The 16,315-nt window shown below is 58.4% G+C and carries 23 protein-coding genes; all 23 read right to left on the reverse strand.

What is annotated here, in order from left to right; genetic code table 11:
* Window positions 1–186: 186 nt before the first annotated feature.
* Window positions 187–1,254 carry a polyphosphate kinase 2 gene (gene ppk2, locus RWL87_RS01000; protein ID WP_313968613.1) on the reverse strand — a complete coding sequence of 356 codons (1,068 nt, stop codon included), beginning with the start codon at window positions 1,252–1,254 and terminating at the stop codon, window positions 187–189.
* A gap of 180 nt (window positions 1,255–1,434) precedes the next feature.
* Window positions 1,435–1,926: a 30S ribosomal protein S9 gene (rpsI, locus tag RWL87_RS01005; protein ID WP_005505036.1), complete on the reverse strand. Its 492-nt coding sequence runs from the start codon at window positions 1,924–1,926 to the stop codon at window positions 1,435–1,437.
* Between the two features lie 32 nt (window positions 1,927–1,958).
* Entirely contained in the window at window positions 1,959–2,402 is a 444-nt protein-coding gene (rplM, locus tag RWL87_RS01010) for a 50S ribosomal protein L13 (RefSeq protein ID WP_005505035.1), read from the reverse strand.
* A gap of 363 nt (window positions 2,403–2,765) precedes the next feature.
* Window positions 2,766–3,731: a tRNA pseudouridine(38-40) synthase TruA gene (gene truA / locus RWL87_RS01015; RefSeq protein ID WP_313968614.1), complete on the reverse strand. Its 966-nt coding sequence runs from the start codon at window positions 3,729–3,731 to the stop codon at window positions 2,766–2,768.
* Window positions 3,732–3,904: 173 nt separating this feature from the next.
* A complete protein-coding gene (gene rplQ, locus RWL87_RS01020; protein WP_005505032.1) occupies window positions 3,905–4,558 on the reverse strand; it encodes a 50S ribosomal protein L17 in 654 nt (217 codons plus the stop codon).
* A 105-nt stretch (window positions 4,559–4,663) separates the two neighbouring features.
* Window positions 4,664–5,656 (reverse strand): DNA-directed RNA polymerase subunit alpha, encoded by a 993-nt coding sequence (locus RWL87_RS01025; protein WP_005505031.1) that lies wholly within the window; start codon window positions 5,654–5,656, stop codon window positions 4,664–4,666.
* A 138-nt stretch (window positions 5,657–5,794) separates the two neighbouring features.
* On the reverse strand, window positions 5,795–6,202 hold the full coding sequence (rpsK, locus tag RWL87_RS01030) for a 30S ribosomal protein S11 (protein WP_005505028.1): 408 nt from the start codon (window positions 6,200–6,202) through the stop codon (window positions 5,795–5,797).
* Window positions 6,203–6,270: 68 nt separating this feature from the next.
* Window positions 6,271–6,639 carry a 30S ribosomal protein S13 gene (gene rpsM / locus RWL87_RS01035; RefSeq protein WP_005505026.1) on the reverse strand — a complete coding sequence of 123 codons (369 nt, stop codon included), beginning with the start codon at window positions 6,637–6,639 and terminating at the stop codon, window positions 6,271–6,273.
* Window positions 6,640–6,818: 179 nt separating this feature from the next.
* Window positions 6,819–6,932: a 50S ribosomal protein L36 gene (gene rpmJ / locus RWL87_RS01040; RefSeq protein WP_004005257.1), complete on the reverse strand. Its 114-nt coding sequence runs from the start codon at window positions 6,930–6,932 to the stop codon at window positions 6,819–6,821.
* Window positions 6,933–7,056: 124 nt separating this feature from the next.
* Window positions 7,057–7,278 carry a translation initiation factor IF-1 gene (gene infA / locus RWL87_RS01045; RefSeq protein ID WP_005505018.1) on the reverse strand — a complete coding sequence of 74 codons (222 nt, stop codon included), beginning with the start codon at window positions 7,276–7,278 and terminating at the stop codon, window positions 7,057–7,059.
* 286 nt (window positions 7,279–7,564) lie between these two features.
* On the reverse strand, window positions 7,565–8,779 hold the full coding sequence (gene rlmN / locus RWL87_RS01050) for a 23S rRNA (adenine(2503)-C(2))-methyltransferase RlmN (RefSeq protein ID WP_005505017.1): 1,215 nt from the start codon (window positions 8,777–8,779) through the stop codon (window positions 7,565–7,567).
* A 115-nt stretch (window positions 8,780–8,894) separates the two neighbouring features.
* Complete coding sequence (gene map / locus RWL87_RS01055; protein ID WP_313968615.1) at window positions 8,895–9,734, reverse strand: type I methionyl aminopeptidase; 840 nt, start codon at window positions 9,732–9,734, stop codon at window positions 8,895–8,897.
* Between the two features lie 120 nt (window positions 9,735–9,854).
* The gene (locus tag RWL87_RS01060; RefSeq protein WP_070633782.1) at window positions 9,855–10,418 is read right to left on the reverse strand and encodes an adenylate kinase; all 564 of its coding nucleotides are present in this window, start codon (window positions 10,416–10,418) and stop codon (window positions 9,855–9,857) included.
* Window positions 10,415–11,722 (reverse strand): preprotein translocase subunit SecY, encoded by a 1,308-nt coding sequence (gene secY / locus RWL87_RS01065; RefSeq protein ID WP_304269640.1) that lies wholly within the window; start codon window positions 11,720–11,722, stop codon window positions 10,415–10,417. The genes RWL87_RS01060 and secY overlap by 4 nt, the downstream gene beginning before the upstream one ends.
* 281 nt (window positions 11,723–12,003) lie before the next feature.
* Window positions 12,004–12,450, reverse strand: coding sequence for a 50S ribosomal protein L15 (gene rplO / locus RWL87_RS01070; protein WP_005505008.1), 447 nt, complete (start codon window positions 12,448–12,450; stop codon window positions 12,004–12,006).
* A 2-nt stretch (window positions 12,451–12,452) separates the two neighbouring features.
* Complete coding sequence (rpmD, locus tag RWL87_RS01075) at window positions 12,453–12,659, reverse strand: 50S ribosomal protein L30 (protein ID WP_004005265.1); 207 nt, start codon at window positions 12,657–12,659, stop codon at window positions 12,453–12,455.
* A 2-nt stretch (window positions 12,660–12,661) separates the two neighbouring features.
* Window positions 12,662–13,306: a 30S ribosomal protein S5 gene (gene rpsE, locus RWL87_RS01080; RefSeq protein ID WP_171840195.1), complete on the reverse strand. Its 645-nt coding sequence runs from the start codon at window positions 13,304–13,306 to the stop codon at window positions 12,662–12,664.
* Between the two features lie 29 nt (window positions 13,307–13,335).
* Window positions 13,336–13,695 carry a 50S ribosomal protein L18 gene (gene rplR / locus RWL87_RS01085; RefSeq protein ID WP_005505006.1) on the reverse strand — a complete coding sequence of 120 codons (360 nt, stop codon included), beginning with the start codon at window positions 13,693–13,695 and terminating at the stop codon, window positions 13,336–13,338.
* 2 nt (window positions 13,696–13,697) lie between these two features.
* Window positions 13,698–14,234: a 50S ribosomal protein L6 gene (rplF, locus tag RWL87_RS01090; protein ID WP_313968616.1), complete on the reverse strand. Its 537-nt coding sequence runs from the start codon at window positions 14,232–14,234 to the stop codon at window positions 13,698–13,700.
* A gap of 27 nt (window positions 14,235–14,261) precedes the next feature.
* Window positions 14,262–14,660 (reverse strand): 30S ribosomal protein S8, encoded by a 399-nt coding sequence (gene rpsH / locus RWL87_RS01095; protein WP_049331925.1) that lies wholly within the window; start codon window positions 14,658–14,660, stop codon window positions 14,262–14,264.
* 73 nt (window positions 14,661–14,733) lie between these two features.
* Complete coding sequence (gene rplE, locus RWL87_RS01100) at window positions 14,734–15,294, reverse strand: 50S ribosomal protein L5 (RefSeq protein ID WP_005505001.1); 561 nt, start codon at window positions 15,292–15,294, stop codon at window positions 14,734–14,736.
* Entirely contained in the window at window positions 15,294–15,629 is a 336-nt protein-coding gene (rplX, locus tag RWL87_RS01105) for a 50S ribosomal protein L24 (RefSeq protein ID WP_005504988.1), read from the reverse strand. Before rplX ends, rplE begins: the two co-directional genes overlap by 1 nt.
* 3 nt (window positions 15,630–15,632) lie before the next feature.
* Window positions 15,633–16,004, reverse strand: coding sequence for a 50S ribosomal protein L14 (gene rplN, locus RWL87_RS01110; protein ID WP_005504986.1), 372 nt, complete (start codon window positions 16,002–16,004; stop codon window positions 15,633–15,635).
* Between the last annotated feature and the right edge of the window lie 311 nt (window positions 16,005–16,315).

Genomic DNA, 16,315 nt, shown 5'->3' on the forward strand with positions numbered 1-16,315 from the left:
CAGAATCGGAGAGTGATTTTCAGCCTCTATATATCTGCTTCATAGCTAATGTTTCTGTAGACGCGCAAAGGTGCCTGCTCTCCGTTCCAGGGGTTGGAAAAAGAGAGACAGGCACCTTTGCAGTGCACGCTATATGGCGGTTTATTGCCCTAGAGCGGGCTAAGGCTCATGCCCTATTTGCGTCGCTTACTTGACGACGGGGAAACCGTCGGGAGAGTCGCCGGACTCGTCCTCGAAGACGTCAGATGCGGAGCGAACAATCAGCGAATCGAGCTCGCCGACAACAGCCTCATCCTTGGCGGTGTAGTCGAACTGGGAGAGCACGTAACGCATTGCTTCCAGGCGGGCGCGCTTCTTGTCGTTGGACTTGATAACGGTCCAGGGAGCGTCACCGGTGTGGGTGTAGAAGAACATTGCTTCCTTCGCCGCGGTGTAGTCGTCCCACTTGTCCAGGGAAGCCAGGTCGGTGGGGGAAAGCTTCCACTGGCGGACCGGGTCGGTACGGCGGGAGGTGAAGCGTGCGAGCTGCTCTTCGCGGGTGACGGAGAACCAGAACTTGATGATGCGGATACCGGAGTTCACCAGCATACGCTCCAGGTCCGGAACTTCGCGCATGAACTCGAAGTACTGTGCCTGGGTGCAGTAGCCCATAACGCGCTCAACGCCGGCACGGTTGTACCAGGAGCGGTCCATCAGGACGATTTCGCCGCCGGAGGGCAGGTGCTTGATGTAACGCTGGAAGTACCACTGGGTCTGCTCGATATCGGTCGGCTTCTCCAGTGCCACAACGCGAGCGCCACGGGGGTTCAGGTGCTCGGTGAAGCGCTTGATGGAGCCACCCTTACCTGCTGCGTCACGGCCTTCGAAGATGATGAGGATCTTCTGACCGGTGGACTTAGCCCAGAGCTGCAGCTTCAGCAGCTCAATCTGCAGGGCACGCTTTTCCTTCTCGTATGCCTTACGGCTGAGCTTGGTGTCGTAGGGATAACCCTTCTTCCATGCCTGCGAGGTTTCGTCGTCCTTCTTGTCCTTGCCGAGGGCGCGGGTGAGGGAAGCCATTTCGTCCAGCTCTGCCGAGTAGTCTTCGACAACGGAGGTGCGGCGTGCCTGGGGCTTCAGGGCTTCCTTGATGGCTTGTTTCTTCTCAGAACCGGTGTGTGCGTGTGCGCCTCCAGCGGCGTGCTGGTGGGCTTCAGTCTGAGGAGCCTCCACTGCCTTCTCTTCGGGCTGGGTGGAGGGATTCTGCTCTGCCATGAGTACTCTTTTCTTCCTGTCTGCTTTGACTCTTTAACTCTACCGGTGTGCTCTTCGATGAACAAACGTAACAGTTATATGCACCCTATAACCTTGTAACGCTCACGGTGAGCAGATACGCAAAACGCCCCGACTCTCCCGAAGGAGAAGCGGGGCGTAACGCTTCGTGAAAACCAGCGATTAACGCTTGGAGAACTGCGAAGCCTTGCGTGCCTTCTTAAGACCAGCCTTCTTACGCTCGATGACGCGTGCGTCACGGGTCAGGTAGCCAGCCTTCTTCAGTGCGGGGCGGTTGTTCTCGCGGTCGATCTCGTTCAGTGCACGAGCGATACCCAGGCGCAGAGCACCTGCCTGACCGGAGGGGCCACCACCGTTGATGCGTGCGATGACGTCGTATGCACCCTCGAGCTCCAGGAGCTTGAAGGGCTGGTTGACGTCCTGCTGGTGCAGCTTGTTGGGGAAGTAGTCTTCCAGGCTACGGCCGTTGATGGTCCAGTTGCCGGAACCGGGCACAACGCGAACGCGTGCCACTGCTTCCTTGCGGCGACCAACTGCTGCGCCTGCAACGGTCAGGGCCGGACGTGCTGCCTTAGCCGCTGCGGGGGCAGCGGACTCCGAGGTGTAGCTGGTCAGCTCTTCCTCGACTACGATCTGCTCTTCGTTCTGAGCCACGATTTCTCCTATTGTTTCTTCGTAGGCCCGAATTACTGGGCGACCTGGTTGAATTCGTAGGTCTTGGGCTGCTGTGCCGCGTGCGGGTGCTCGGGGCCAGCGTAGACCTTCAGCTTCTTGAGCTGCTGTGCAGCAAGCTTGTTCTTGGGCAGCATGCCCTTGACAGCCTTCTCAACCGCGCGAACGGGGTTGGTCTCAAGCAGCTCTGCGTAGTTCACGGACTTCAGACCGCCGGGGTAACCCGAGTGGCGGTATGCACGCTTCTGCTCGAGCTTTGCACCGGTCAGGGCGACCTTCTCAGCGTTCACGATGATAACGAAGTCACCGGTGTCAACGTGGGGAGCAAAAGTCGGCTTGTGCTTACCGCGCAGCAGGATAGCGGTCTGGCTTGCGAGGCGGCCGAGAACGACGTCGGTGGCGTCAATGACGTGCCACTGGCGCTCGACTTCGCCGGGCTTGGGAGTATAAGTGCGCAAAATATTGGCCTTTGTCTCGAAATGTACATACGGCGCTTAGTTGGGTATCGCGCCTTTTACTTACGTGCATGACGAACACCCGGGTGAGGACCGAGCTGCCGCCCGTTCTGCCCGTACTCTAGACCGCCTTAACGTCCTGCAACTAGACAGCGGTTAGAGCGCGCTCGGGTAGAACACGCACAACATATCAAGACTATACAGGACGTCGAGTGCTTAATCCACCGCTGAAGCCTTAAAAATAGGGCTTTTTTACCTTAAACACATTTTAAATTCCATCCGTGTAATTCACCCGTGGTAGTTGCACTCCCCCGCGACGCTTTGCGGAGCATGCGCAAGATGACGAGGCTCAATATGCACAGGGCATTAAGCACTCTGTGCTTCGTGCTCTTCGCGCTTTGCTCGAGCACGCTCCGCCTGCGCGCCGTAGAGCTCCGGCGCAGGGTAGTAAATCTCAGCCAGAGCGAGCGCATGCGGAGGCGCCAGAGTCAGCGAAGCCTCGCGTCCCGGGTTCTCAATCCGTTCACGCAACCAGGCAGTGTCGCGTTTGCCCGTACCGTAGAGAACCAGGGCGCCGACGAGTGAACGCACCATATGATGGCAGAAGGCGTCAGCCACCACGCGCACCTCAATCAGCCCGCTTTCAGTGCGGGTAAAGCTGAGTTCCCGCAGTTCGCGAATCGTAGTCGCCCCTTCGCGCGGCTTACAGAAGGAAAGAAAATCGCGCAGGCCGAGTAACTGCTGCGCCGATTCGTTCAGGTCAGCACAATCCAGGTGCTCCGGCACCGCCCAGGTGTAGGTGCGGTGCAGAGGGTTCAGACCGTCTGCCGCACCATCCGCGATGCGGTAAACATAGCGGCGGCCGGTGGCCGAGAAGCGCGCATCAAAATCGAAGGGCACTTCGCTCACGCGGTGAATCTGAATAGCCCCCTGCAAAATACCGCGAACGTTCTTCGGCAGGTTGAGTTGTTCTTCCGCATCGTAAAGGCATCGCTGAAGAGCACCGGTGAGGCGGCGCCCCAGTGCAGCCGTCGGGTCATCTTCCCCGGTTCGCCCCTGCAGGCGAGTCCAGTCCTCATCACTCAGATCGCAATGTAGGGTCTGGGCTTCCGCATGCACACCGGCATCGGTTCGACCCGCGACCACCACGCGGTGAGGTACACGCAAAATCAGTTCAAGGGCGTTCTCAATGACTCCCTGCACGGTGACCAGGTTCGGCTGGGCAGCCCATCCGCTGAAAAGGGAACCGTCGTAAGCGCAATCAATGCGCACGCGGTGCGTAGCGATGAAGAGCGGCTCTTCGTGATTCTCTAAAGCAGTAGCGTTATGCATTGGTGTGCCTTTCAGCGGTAAAGGACGATTGAAGACTACAGACCGGCTCTTGGATAGCGAATGCGCAAAGAACCGTATCCTCTTAAGTATGCAGATACACCAATCCGCCGCCCACAATAGTGGACGGCGGATTGACGTATTTTAGGCTTAGCCTATATCAGCTAGATTCCGTATTACTCGGAAACCTTCTGTGCTGCTGCGCCACCTGCGGGGGCGTAACCTGCAGCCTCTGCCGACTCAGCGGAGTCGAACCAGATCTCAGCCTTGGTGCTGGAGTACCAGCGGGAACCGGGCACGTGGTACTTCATGGAATCGGCGTTACCCTTAACCTCGAAGCCCTCGGGAGCCTCGCCGGACTCCAGGGGTGCGTGGGAACCTGCGGGCAGGCCCTCAGCTGCTTCAGCCTTGGGAGCCTCAGCTGCCTTCTCAGCAACCTTGGTTGCCTCAGCAACTGCACCCTTGGTTGCAACGGGCTCCATGACGAGCTCGATGACTGCCATGGGAGCGTTGTCGCCCTTACGGTTACCGATCTTGATGATGCGGGTGTAACCACCGGGGCGCTCTGCCATTGCCGGAGCAATAACGGTGAAGAGCTCGTGCACGACGGACTTGTCGGTGATGGAACGCAGCACGCGACGGCGAGCAGCCAGGTCGCCCTTCTTACCGAAGGTGATGAAGCGCTCTGCCACCGGACGCAGGCGCTTTGCCTTGGTCAGGGTGGTGGTGATGCGCTTGTGCTGGAACAGCTGCGCCGACAGGTTGTTGAGCATGTGGCGCTCGTGGGTCGGGGAACCGCCGAGGCGGGGACCCTTAGTGGGAGTAGGCATAGTTAAATCTCCATAGTTGCGTTCCCTAACGCCCCAGCAGCGGAGCCTCTTAGGGAATCAAGTTTGACTGATCCCGGTGAAACCGGGTGAACTATTCGGTCGAAATTATTCGCCGGAACCGTCTTCGTCATCAAGCGGGCGTGCAGCAGGCTCGAAACCGGGAGGGGAGTCCTTCAGAGCCAGGCCGAGCTCGATGAGCTTTGCCTTGACCTCGTCAATGGACTTAGCACCGAAGTTACGGATGTCCATCAGGTCAGCTTCACTGCGGGTCACGAGCTCACCCACGGTGTGGATGCCCTCGCGCTTGAGGCAGTTGTAGGAGCGGACGGACATGTTCAGGTCCTCGATCGGCAGTGCCAGATCAGCGGCCATGGACTCGTCGGCGGGCGACGGACCAACTTCGATACCCTCAGCTGCAATGTTCAGCTCACGTGCCAGGCCGAAGAGCTCGACCAGGGTGCTACCTGCAGAAGCAACGGCGTCACGCGGTGCGATGGCTTCCTTGGTTTCGACGTCCAGGGTCAGGCTGTCGAAGTCGGTGCGCTGCTCAACACGGGTCGCGTTCACGCTGAAGGTAACCTTCAGAACCGGGGAGTAGATGGAGTCAACCGGGATACGGCCAATCTCGCCATCGCCGACCTTGTTCTGAGCTGCAGTCACGTAGCCGCGACCGCGCTCGATAACCAGCTCAGCGTTGAAGTTTGCCGAGGCGTTCAGGGTTGCCAGGTGCAGTTCCGGGTTGTGGATCTCCACGCCAGCGGGAACCTCGATGTCGCCTGCGGTCAGTTCACCTTCGCCCTGCTTGCGCAGGTAGGCCACGACGGGCTCGTCGTTCTCAGAAGAGATGGAGAGCTTCTTGATGTTCAAGATGATCTCAGTGACGTCCTCGGTCACGCCGGGAACGGTGCTGAACTCGTGCAGTACGCCATCAATGCGGACGCTGGTAACAGCGGCGCCGGGGATGGAGGACAGCAGAGTACGGCGGAGGGAGTTACCCATGGTGTAGCCGAAACCGGGCTCCAGAGGCTCGATGGTGAAGCGCGAGCGGTTGGGCGCTACGACCTCTTCAGTCAGAGTGGGGCGCTGTGCAATAAGCACTTTGTTTCCTTTCGGTGAGCTCCGCTATATGAGCCCACAGGTTGGGGAAAACATATCTTAGGAAGCAGACGGGTGTCTGTACTCTCCGGGTACAGCTCCGTGGAGTGTACCCGTCGAGGGATTAGGTCAGGGACCTAATTAGACGCGGCGGCGCTTCGGGGGACGGCAACCGTTGTGTGCAACGGGGGTAACGTCCTGGATCGAACCGACCTCGAGGCCTGCAGCCTGCAGGGAGCGGATTGCGGTTTCGCGACCGGAACCGGGGCCCTTGACGAACACGTCAACCTTGCGGACGCCGTGCTCCTTGGCGCGGTTTGCAGCAGCCTCAGCAGCCAGCTGTGCGGCGTAGGGGGTGGACTTACGGGAGCCCTTGAAGCCCATGTCGCCAGCGGAGGACCAGGAGATCACTGCACCGGTGGGATCGGTGATGGAGACGATGGTGTTGTTGAAGGTCGACTTGATGTGAGCCTGACCAGCAACGATGTTCTTGCTAACCTTGCGGCGGTTGGTCTTACGAGCTGCCGCAGCGCGAGTCTTGGGAGGCATTTTTGATTCTCCTACAAAGGTTTACTTATACGTTGGTCGGATAGAGATACCCAACAGAGCAACGTGTCTTACTTCTTCTTACCTGCGACGGTACGCTTCGGGCCCTTACGGGTACGTGCGTTGGTCTTGGTGCGCTGACCGTGAACCGGCAGGCCGCGGCGGTGGCGCAGGCCCTGGTAGGAACCGATTTCAACCTTACGGCGGATGTCAGCTGCAACCTCGCGGCGAAGATCACCTTCAACCTTGTAGTTGCCTTCGATGAAGTCACGAAGTGCCACGAGCTCCTGGTCGGTCAGGTCCTTGACGCGGGTGTCAGGGTTGACGCCGGTAGCAGCGAGGGTTTCGTGTGCACGGGTCTTGCCCACGCCGTAGATGTAAGTGAGAGCAACTTCCACGCGCTTTTCGCGGGGAATATCAACTCCAGCGAGACGTGCCATACTGGCTTCTCCTTGTTGTTTTCCAGAGGTCTATAGCATCACTGCCCGGGTTGTTCTGACCCGGTCCCCGGCCTCTGAGTCCGGAGGTATCCGAAGGCGCCTCGTTGGCGTTGCTTCGGAGCGGTGCCTATGACAATTCCGCCCTCTTTCGGGGCGGCTATGAAGTCAGCTGCTAGGGATTAGCCCTGGCGCTGCTTGTGGCGCGGGTTTTCGCAGATCACCATGACCACACCGTGACGGCGGATCACCTTGCACTTATCGCAGATCGGCTTAACGCTCGGCTTGACCTTCATCGCATTCCTTTTGATTGCAACTTGATTACTGGCGAGATAAGAGGTTCCCTCACTTACGTTGGGGAACTGCGTTATCCCTTTGAACACGATTTAAACGCCGCCAGGGGCGACGTTTATCTCGGGTTTACTTGTAACGGTAGACGATACGACCTCGGGAAAGGTCGTAGGGGCTCAGTTCCACTACTACTCGGTCCTCAGGCAGGATGCGAATGTAGTGCTGACGCATCTTGCCCGAGATGTGTGCGAGAACCTTGTGGCCGTTATCCAGCTCAACACGGAACATCGCGTTGGGCAGAGCTTCAACCACAGAGCCTTCAATCTCGATGACGCCGTCTTTCTTAGCCATATCCTCCGCTAACGTCGGTGCCCGTCGCAGGTGCGGCGGGCAAATGTATCTTCTGTTTGTGAGCTCACCGCGGTGAGGTGCTGGGGCGTTTTAAGGCGCACTTAACACTGGCACAAACAACCAACCGTTAACTCTACGGCAAAGACCAGGGAAAAACAACCGTGATTTTTATGACATCAGGCACTTAAGGTTTAAAGGGAAGAAGCCCCTCCCCCACTCTTGAGAAAGCTTTAAGGACTTCCTCGCGTGGGAAAGGGGCACCGTTTATCGGTTACAGCTCAGCCGCTTAGTCTTCCTTAGCGGCAAGCTGACCGCATGCGCCATCAATATCGGAACCGCGAGTATCACGAATAGTCGTCGGAATACCGTGGGCACGCAGACGCTCCACAAAGTTCTGCTCCACGCCCTTACGGGACGCCGTCCACTTCGAACCCGGGGTCGGGTTCAGCGGAATCGGGTTCACATGCACCCAACCGCGGCCGCGCTGCGCCAGCTTCTTACCCAGCAGATCCGCACGCCAACCCTGATCGTTAATGTCACGAATCAGCGCGTACTCAATGGAAACGCGACGGCCGGTCGTACGGTAGTAGTCGTACGCAGCGTCCAGGGTCTCATCAACCTTCCAGCGCTGGTTAATCGGGATCAGCTCATCACGCAGCTCATCATCCGGAGCATGCAGAGACAGCGCCAAAGTAATGGGCAGCTTCTCCATCTCGAACTTACGAATACCCGGCACCAGACCCACGGTCGACATAGTCAGACCGCGAGCAGAAATACCCAGGCCCTCGGGCGAAGGGTCAATCAGGCGGTGCACAGCACCCATGGTTGCCTTGTAGTTAGCGAGCGCCTCGCCCATACCCATGAAGACAATGTTCGAAACACGCAGCGGACGAGTATCCTCAGAGCCGCCTTCTGCTTCTTCCAGGCCCTTCATCTGCTTCAGGTAGCGGGCGCCGGCTACAACCTGCTCCACAATTTCTGCGGTGGACAGGTTACGGGTCAAACCCTGCTGACCGGTTGCGCAGAAGGGGCAGTTCATGCCGCAGCCAGCCTGCGAAGAGATGCACATCGTCACGCGGTTGTCATAGCGCATGATGACGGACTCGATGAGCGCACCGTCAAAGAGGCGGTGCACAACCTTCAGGGTGTCGCCACCATCAGCCTCCAGGGTACGAACCGGGGTCAGAAGCTGCGGCATAGCCTGCGCAACCATCTGCTCGCGGTCCTTAGCCGGCAGGTCAGTCATCTCAGCCGGGTCAGTGACCAGACGCTCAAAATAGTGCTTAGATAGCTGGGATGCACGGAACGACTGGTAGCCCAGTTCCTTCAGAAATTCGCGGCGACCAGCCATGTCGAAGTCAGCGATGTGCTTGGGCGGCTTCGCGCGGCGCGGTGCTTTCAGGGCAATCTGGCCGGGTGCGGGGCGAACGTTCGAGATTTCAACCGGCACCTTGGTCGCAGCGGGTGCGGTTGCCTCGCCGCTGTTGAGAGTTTCGCTCATGGAGCTTCTTCCTTGTAATGTGGATGCTTTCGGATGCGTTATCACGCACCGGACCGGATTCGCCGGTTTCTTACTGTGGAGGTAGATGCCCCTCCCCTACGCCTCGGAGTGGGATTTAGGCGGGGATGGGCACAGGAGTTACGCCAAAGCGAGCCAGTTCGCTTGCGCCGCCGTCTTCTGCGGTCAGGACCCAGATACCTTCGCTGTGCACGGCAACGGAGTGCTCCCACTGGCAGGCATCGGAGCCGTCAACGGTCACAACGGTCCAGTCGTCGGAAAGCACCTTGGTCTCGATGGAACCGGTCACAAGCATCGGCTCGATAGCGAAAGCCATACCGGGCTTGATCTTCGGGCCCATGTCACGCACAGCGTAGTTCAGCACGTCCGGTGCCATGTGCATCTGGGAACCGATGCCGTGGCCTACGTAATCTTCAATAATGCCGTACTTATCGCCGTATTCTTCGGTCACGTACGCTTCGATGGCAAGGCCGATTTCGCCGACCTTCTTTGCGGTTGCCAGAGCGGCGATGCCGTGCCACATTGCCTCACAGGTGACGGCGGAGAGCTCCGCGCGTGCTTCGCTCACGTTGTCACCGACCAGCACAGTACGTGCCGAGTCGCCGTGCCATTGGCGGTTGGTTGCGGGGTCGATAACGTACGCGCCGCCGTCGATAGAGAGGATGTCGCCGTCCTTTAGGACATAGTCGCCGGGGATGCCGTGAACAACCTCGTGGTTGACGGAGGTGCATACGGTTGCCGGGTAGTCGTAGTAGCCGTAGAAGTTGGAGGTACCACCCAGTTCCAGCATGGTGCGTTCAAAAGCGGCGTTCACCTCTGCGGTGGTTACACCGGGGCGAGCAGCCGCCACTGCCGCATCGAGCGCGCGGCTGGTGATGACGCCTGCACGAGCCATCTGCTGAAGCTGTGCATTGGTTTTAATTTCGACTCGTGCCATTCTGGCTCCTTAGGTATAGGGGGCGGTGCGCCCAAGCTTAGAACTCTACAGACAGCACTGTACCCCCGCAAGTCTTTGTGATGCATCATGCACCTCAAATTGCGGGGGTACAGCAGAAGATTACTTCAGAGCGTCGAGGATGCGCTCGGTGACTTCAGCAATCTCGCCGAGGCCGTTAACTTCCTTGACGATGCCGCGTTCACGGTAGATTGCGATCAGCGGTGCGGTCTCCTCTTCGTAGACCTTCAGGCGGTGACGGATGACTTCTTCGTTGTCATCGGTACGACCCTGCTCAGCTGCACGGTTGAGCAGACGCTCGACGAGTTCGTCGTTATCTGCAACGAGCAGCAGAACGCGGTCGATCTTCTCGCCCTTAGCTTCAAGGATGGAGTCCAGCTCGTGCACCTGTGCAGTGTTGCGGGGGTAGCCGTCGAGCAGGAAGCCGTTGACGACGTCGCCTTCGTCCAGGCGTGCACGCACCATGTTGTTGGTGACAGAGTCGGGAACCAGGTTACCGGAGTCGATGTACGACTTCGCTTCCTTACCGAGTTCGGTCTCTTCCTTGATGTTCTTACGGAAGATATCGCCGGTAGAAATTGCGGGAATCTTCAGCGCTTCAGCGATCTTGACGGCCTGGGTGCCCTTACCTGCACCGGGAGGGCCGACGATGAGCAGACGGTTCATCGGAGCAGTCCTTCGTAGTTTCGTTGTTGGAGCTGAGCGTTGATCTGCTTGAGAGTATCAAGACCAACACCCACCACGATCAGCAGCGAGGCGCCGCCGAACGGGAAATTCTGGTTTGCGTTGAATAGGATAAGCGCTACCAGGGGAATCATGGAAATTACACCCAGGTAAAGTGCGCCAGGCAACGTAATTCGGTTGAGTACGTAGCTGAGGTAACGCTCAGTGGGCTTGCCAGCACGAATACCGGGGATGAAGCCACCGTACTTCTTCATATTGTCCGCTACTTCCACCGGGTCGAAGGTGACCGCCACGTAGAAGTAGGCGAAGCCAATAATCATGAAGAAGTAGAGGACGATGTACAGCGGGTGGTCGCCACGCACCAGGTATGCGTTGATCCAGTTAACCCAGTCCGGCGGGGTGGAGCCGTTGGTGGGGGTGTTGAACTGGGCAATCAGACCGGGCAGGGTCAGCAGGGAGGAGGCGAAGATCAGCGGGATCACGCCGGCCATGTTGACCTTCAGCGGGATGTAGGTGCTGGTGCCGCCAATGGTGCGTCGACCAATCATGCGCTTTGCGTACTGCACGGGAATACGGCGAACGGACTGTTCCACGTAGACCACGGCGAGCATGACCAGCAGGCCAATACCGCAGACAGCCGCGAAGATACCCCAACCGTGGGTGCGCTGGATGGAGCCCAGAGCGCTCGGGAAGGAGGAAGCGATGGAGGTGAAGATCAGCAGGGACATGCCGTTGCCGACGCCGCGCTCGGTAATCTGCTCGCCCATCCACATGATGACGGTGGTACCCGCACACAGGGTGACGATAATCAGCAGGATGTGCAGTACGTCATCCTGGGGGATGATGCCCGGGCAGTTACCCAGCAGAACGCCAGAGCGTGCCATCGAGACGATGGTGGTTGCATTCAGCAGAGCAAGAGCGATGGTCAGGTAGCGGGTGTACTGGGTGAGCTTTGCCTGACCCTGCGCGCCCTCATCGTGCAACTCCTGGAATCGCGGGATGACCACGCGCAGCAGCTGGATGATAATGGACGCGGTAATGTACGGCATCACGCCGAGGGCAAAAATCGAAAGCTGCAGCAGTGCGCCACCACTGAAAAGGTTGACGATATCGTAGACGCCACCGCTCGTAACATTGGCGTTTAGACACTGCTGTACATTTCCGTAGGAAACGCCTGGCGCGGGGATGAAAGTGCCCACGCGGTACAGCACAATCATTGCCAGGGTAAACAGCAGCTTACGCCGCAAATCGGCGGTCTTAACGACTCGCCCGAATGCGCTCAGCACATGTCCTCCTGTAAGTCTATGGGGCGCCCATCCCTCTCAAAGAGTTTTAGGGCGCAGTAAACACATCTTCCAGTCTATCGTGTTTGGAGCGGGTAACGATAACTCCCTAGCAGATTATGTAGCTTTTATATTCTCTTAGCGTGATTTTTGAACACAAAATGTGGCGCACACCAAGCGTTCAAATATGCGAATACAGGAATATAGTCCTGTTGTGAATCTTTTCAAGTAGCAAAAAGCCCCCGCCGTACAGCGTACGGACGGGGGCTTTCTCGTCTTGAAGACTACTTAACGGTTACAGAACCGCCAGCGGCCTCGATCTTCTCGATAGCGGAAGCCGATGCCTTGTCAACAACAACGTTCACCTTGACGGAGATTTCGCCGTTGCCCAGAACCTTCACGAGCTCGTTCTTACGAACGGCGCCCTTAGCAACCAGTGCCTCGACGGTGACGTCGCCACCGTTGGGGAACAGTTCCTGGATGCGGTCCAGGTTAACAACCTGGTACTCGGTGCGGAAGGGGTTCTTGAAGCCGCGCAGCTTCGGCAGGCGCATGTGCAGCGGCAGCTGGCCGCCTTCGAAGCCTGCACGAACCTGGTAACGTGCCTTGGTACCCTTGGTACCGCGACCTGCGGTCTTACCCTTGGAGCCTTCACCGCGGCCAACGCGGGTCTTTGCCTTGTGGGCACCCGGTGCCGGGCGCAGATCGTGAATCTTGATAGCTTCTGCCATCTTTACTTGACCTCCTCAACCTTCACCAGGTGAGCAACGGTGTTAACCATGCCAACGGTGACGGGGTCAGCAGTGCGGACTACCTTGTTGCCGGGGCGCTTGAGGCCCAGGGAACGCAGGGTGTCGCGCATGTTCTGCTTCTGACCAACATAGGACTTGACCTGGGTGATTTCCAGCTTTGCGTCGCTGGGCTGAATACGCTTGGCCATTACTACGCACCTGCCTTTTCAGACTTGGTGTTGCGCAGGTAGCTGGGGATAACCTCATCGGTGGGCAGGCCACGGCGGGCTGCCACTGCCAGGGGCTCCTCGAGCTCCTTGAGTGCTGCAACAGTTGCGTGAACGATGTTGATCTGGTTCGAGGAACCGAGCGACTTGGACAGCACGTCGTGAATGCCTGCGCACTCGAGTACTGCACGCACGGGGCCACCTGCGATAACACCGGTACCAGCGGTTGCCGGGCGGAGCATCACAACGCCTGCAGCTGCCTCACCCTGCACGCGGTGCGGGATGGTGCGGCCTTCGATGCGGGGAACGCGGAAGAAGTTCTTCTTTGCTTCCTCGACACCCTTGGAGATTGCTGCGGGAACTTCCTTAGCCTTACCGTAGCCAACGCCGACCAGGCCGTTACCGTCACCAACGACGACCAGTGCGGTGAAGCTGAAGCGACGACCACCCTTGACGACCTTGGAAACGCGGTTGATGGTCACAACGCGCTCGATGTACTTGTCCTTCTCCTCCTCGCGAGCGCGGTTGTTACGGCGCTCACCACGGCCACGACGCTCGCCGCGGTTGTTGCGGCGCTCCTCGCGCTGGTTGGAGGTCTCAGCGGTTTCAGCTACTACTGCTTCGCTCACCTGAGTTTCCTTTACGTTCTGCTCGCTCATTAGAGTGCAAGACCTCCCTCGCGTGCACCGTCAGCAACGGCTGCAACACGGCCGTGGTACTTGTTACCACCGCGGTCGAACACGACTGCCTCAACACCAGCTGCCTTGGCGCGCTCTGCAACGAGCTCACCAACGCGCTTTGCCTTAGCGGTCTTGTCCAGGTCAGCTGCACGCAGCTCTGCTTCCATGGTGGAAGCGGATGCCAGGGTTACGCCCTTGACATCGTCGATAACCTGAACGAACATGTGACGGGTCGAACGGGTGACGCACAGGCGCGGACGCGCAGCGGTACCCGAAACGTACTTGCGGATGCGAGCGTGACGACGTGCACGCTGCGCTGCCTTCGACTTGATAGCCATGTTTACTTACCAGCCTTTCCGACCTTGCGGCGGATGTGCTCACCTGCGTAGCGAACACCCTTACCCTTGTAGGGATCGGGCTTACGCAGACCACGAATGTTTGCTGCAACCTGACCAACGAGCTGCTTGTCGATACCCGACACGGTCAGCTTGTTAGCACCCTCCACTGCGAAGTTAATACCCTCGGGAGCGGTGATGTTGATCGGGTGGGAGTAGCCCAGAGCGAACTCCAGGTCGTTACCCTTCGGGGTCACACGGTAACCGGTACCAACGATTTCCAGCTTCTTCTCGTAGCCGGAGGTAACGCCGATAATCAGGTTCTGAATCAGGGTACGAGTCAGACCGTGCAGCGAGCGAGACAGGCGCTCGTCGTTCGGACGAGATACAACGATCTCGTTTTCGTTCAGAGCCACGGTGATGGGGGAAGCTACCTTGTGGGAGAGCTCGCCCTTGGGGCCCTTAACGGTGACCAGGTTGCCATCGACCTTAACCTCAACGCCGGCGGGAACCGAGATGGGGAGACGTCCAATACGTGACATTATTCTCTTCCTTTCTCTTCTAACCGACTACCAGATGTAAGCGATGACTTCGCCGCCCACGCCCTTCTTCGCAGCCTGCTTGTCAGTGAGCAGACCCGAAGAGGTGGACAGGATTGCGATGCCGAGGCCACCCAGAACCTGGGGCAGGTTGGTGGACTTTGCGTAGGTACGCAGGCCCGGCTTGGAAATACGACGCACGCCAGCGATGGAACGCTCGCGGGACGGACCGTACTTGAGGACGAGGGTCAGGGTCTTGCCGACCTTTGCATCCTCAACCTTCACGTCGGCGATGTAGCCCTCAGCCTTCAGGATCTCAGCAATGCGAGACTTCAGCTTGGAGTAGGGCATGGATACGGTGTCGTGGTATGCGGAGTTTGCGTTACGCAAACGGGTCAGCATATCTGCGACCGGATCAGTCATAGTCATTGTGGGCTTTTGCCCTTCCTCGTTGTGGTTTCCCTACCCCGCGGTAACGGGGTCTGGACCTACAACGTAGTCGTTAGTTGGTCTTGAACGGGAAGCCCAGTGCCTTCAGGATTGCACGGCCTTCTTCGTCGGTCTTCGCGGAGGTCACCACGGTGATGTCCATACCACGCACGCGGTCGATCGAGTCCTGATCGATTTCGTGGAACATGGACTGCTCGGTCAGACCGAAGGTGTAGTTACCGTTACCGTCGAACTGGCGGTCCGAGAGGCCGCGGAAGTCGCGGATTCGGGGCAGTGCCAGGGTGACGAGGCGGTCCAGGAATTCCCACATGCGGTCGCCACGCAGGGTGACGTGTGCACCAATGGGCATACCTTCGCGCAGCTTGAACTGTGCGATGGACTTCTTAGCGCGGGTAACAATCGGCTTCTGACCGGTGATTGCGGTGAGATCGCGGATTGCGCCGTCCATGAGCTTTGCGTCGCGAGCTGCCTCGCCAACACCCATGTTTACGACGACCTTAACGATCTTCGGGGTCTGCATGACGTTCTCGTACTTGAACTCTTCCTGCAGAGCGGGAACGACGACCTCAGCGTACTTGGTCTTGAAGCGGGGGGTGATCTTGGTTTCGGTCATTAGATGTCCTTACCCGAACGCTTAGCAACGCGCACGCGAACGGTGCGCTCCTTGCCGTCACGCTCTACAGTCTCGAGGCGGAAACCAACACGGGTCGGCTTCTTGGTCTCGGGGTCAACAATCGCAACGTTAGAAACGTGGATCGGTGCCTCAACCTTCTGAATGCCGCCTGCTGCGCCGGTCAGGGGGTTAGCCTTGGTGTGCTTGGTGACGACCTTAACGCCCTCAACAATCACGCGGTTTTCCTTGGGGAGAACCTTCAGAACCTTGCCCTGCTTGCCCTTATCTGCACCGGAAATAACCTGAACCAGGTCGCCGGACTTGATCTTAGCCATGAATTAGAGCACCTCCGGAGCCAGCGAAACGATCTTCATGAACTTCTTGTCGCGAAGCTCACGACCCACGGGGCCGAAGATACGGGTACCACGGGGATCACCATCAGTGTTCTTCAGGATCACTGCGGAGTTCTCGTCGAACTTGATGTAGGAACCGTCGGGACGACGGGTTTCCTTCTTGGTGCGGACGACGACTGCCTTGACAACGTCACCCTTCTTTACGGTACCGCCGGGGATTGCATCCTTGACGGTTGCGACAATGATGTCGCCAATGCCTGCGTAGCGACGCGAGGAACCACCGAGAACACGGATGGTCAGGATTTCCTTCGCACCAGTGTTGTCGGCGACCTTCAGTCGCGACTCCTGCTGAATCATATTTCTCCTGTCGTCTCGCCGGTTCCGACTCGCTTTAGGCGCGAGCCAGCCTTGCGGAACATTTTTACGGGATTGGTTGACGCCCCGGGCCCCATCTCTGTGGAAGGGGTTAGCGGAAACGCCTGGGGCAAACCCATGCCAGAAGCATTTGGACCCGCGTGAAGCGGGCGTATCCCACCCGTAAGTAGCGGCATTATGCACTGGCACGAGAAGCCCGTGGTTGCGCGGCTATTTGGATACAGCCACACAGTCTTAACACTGTACAGGAAGCAGGTATGTAGCGCAAGAGTTTACTGACTATGATTTCGGTC

This window comes from uncultured Rothia sp. (assembly GCF_963555405.1).
Lineage (GTDB): Bacteria > Actinomycetota > Actinomycetes > Actinomycetales > Micrococcaceae > Rothia.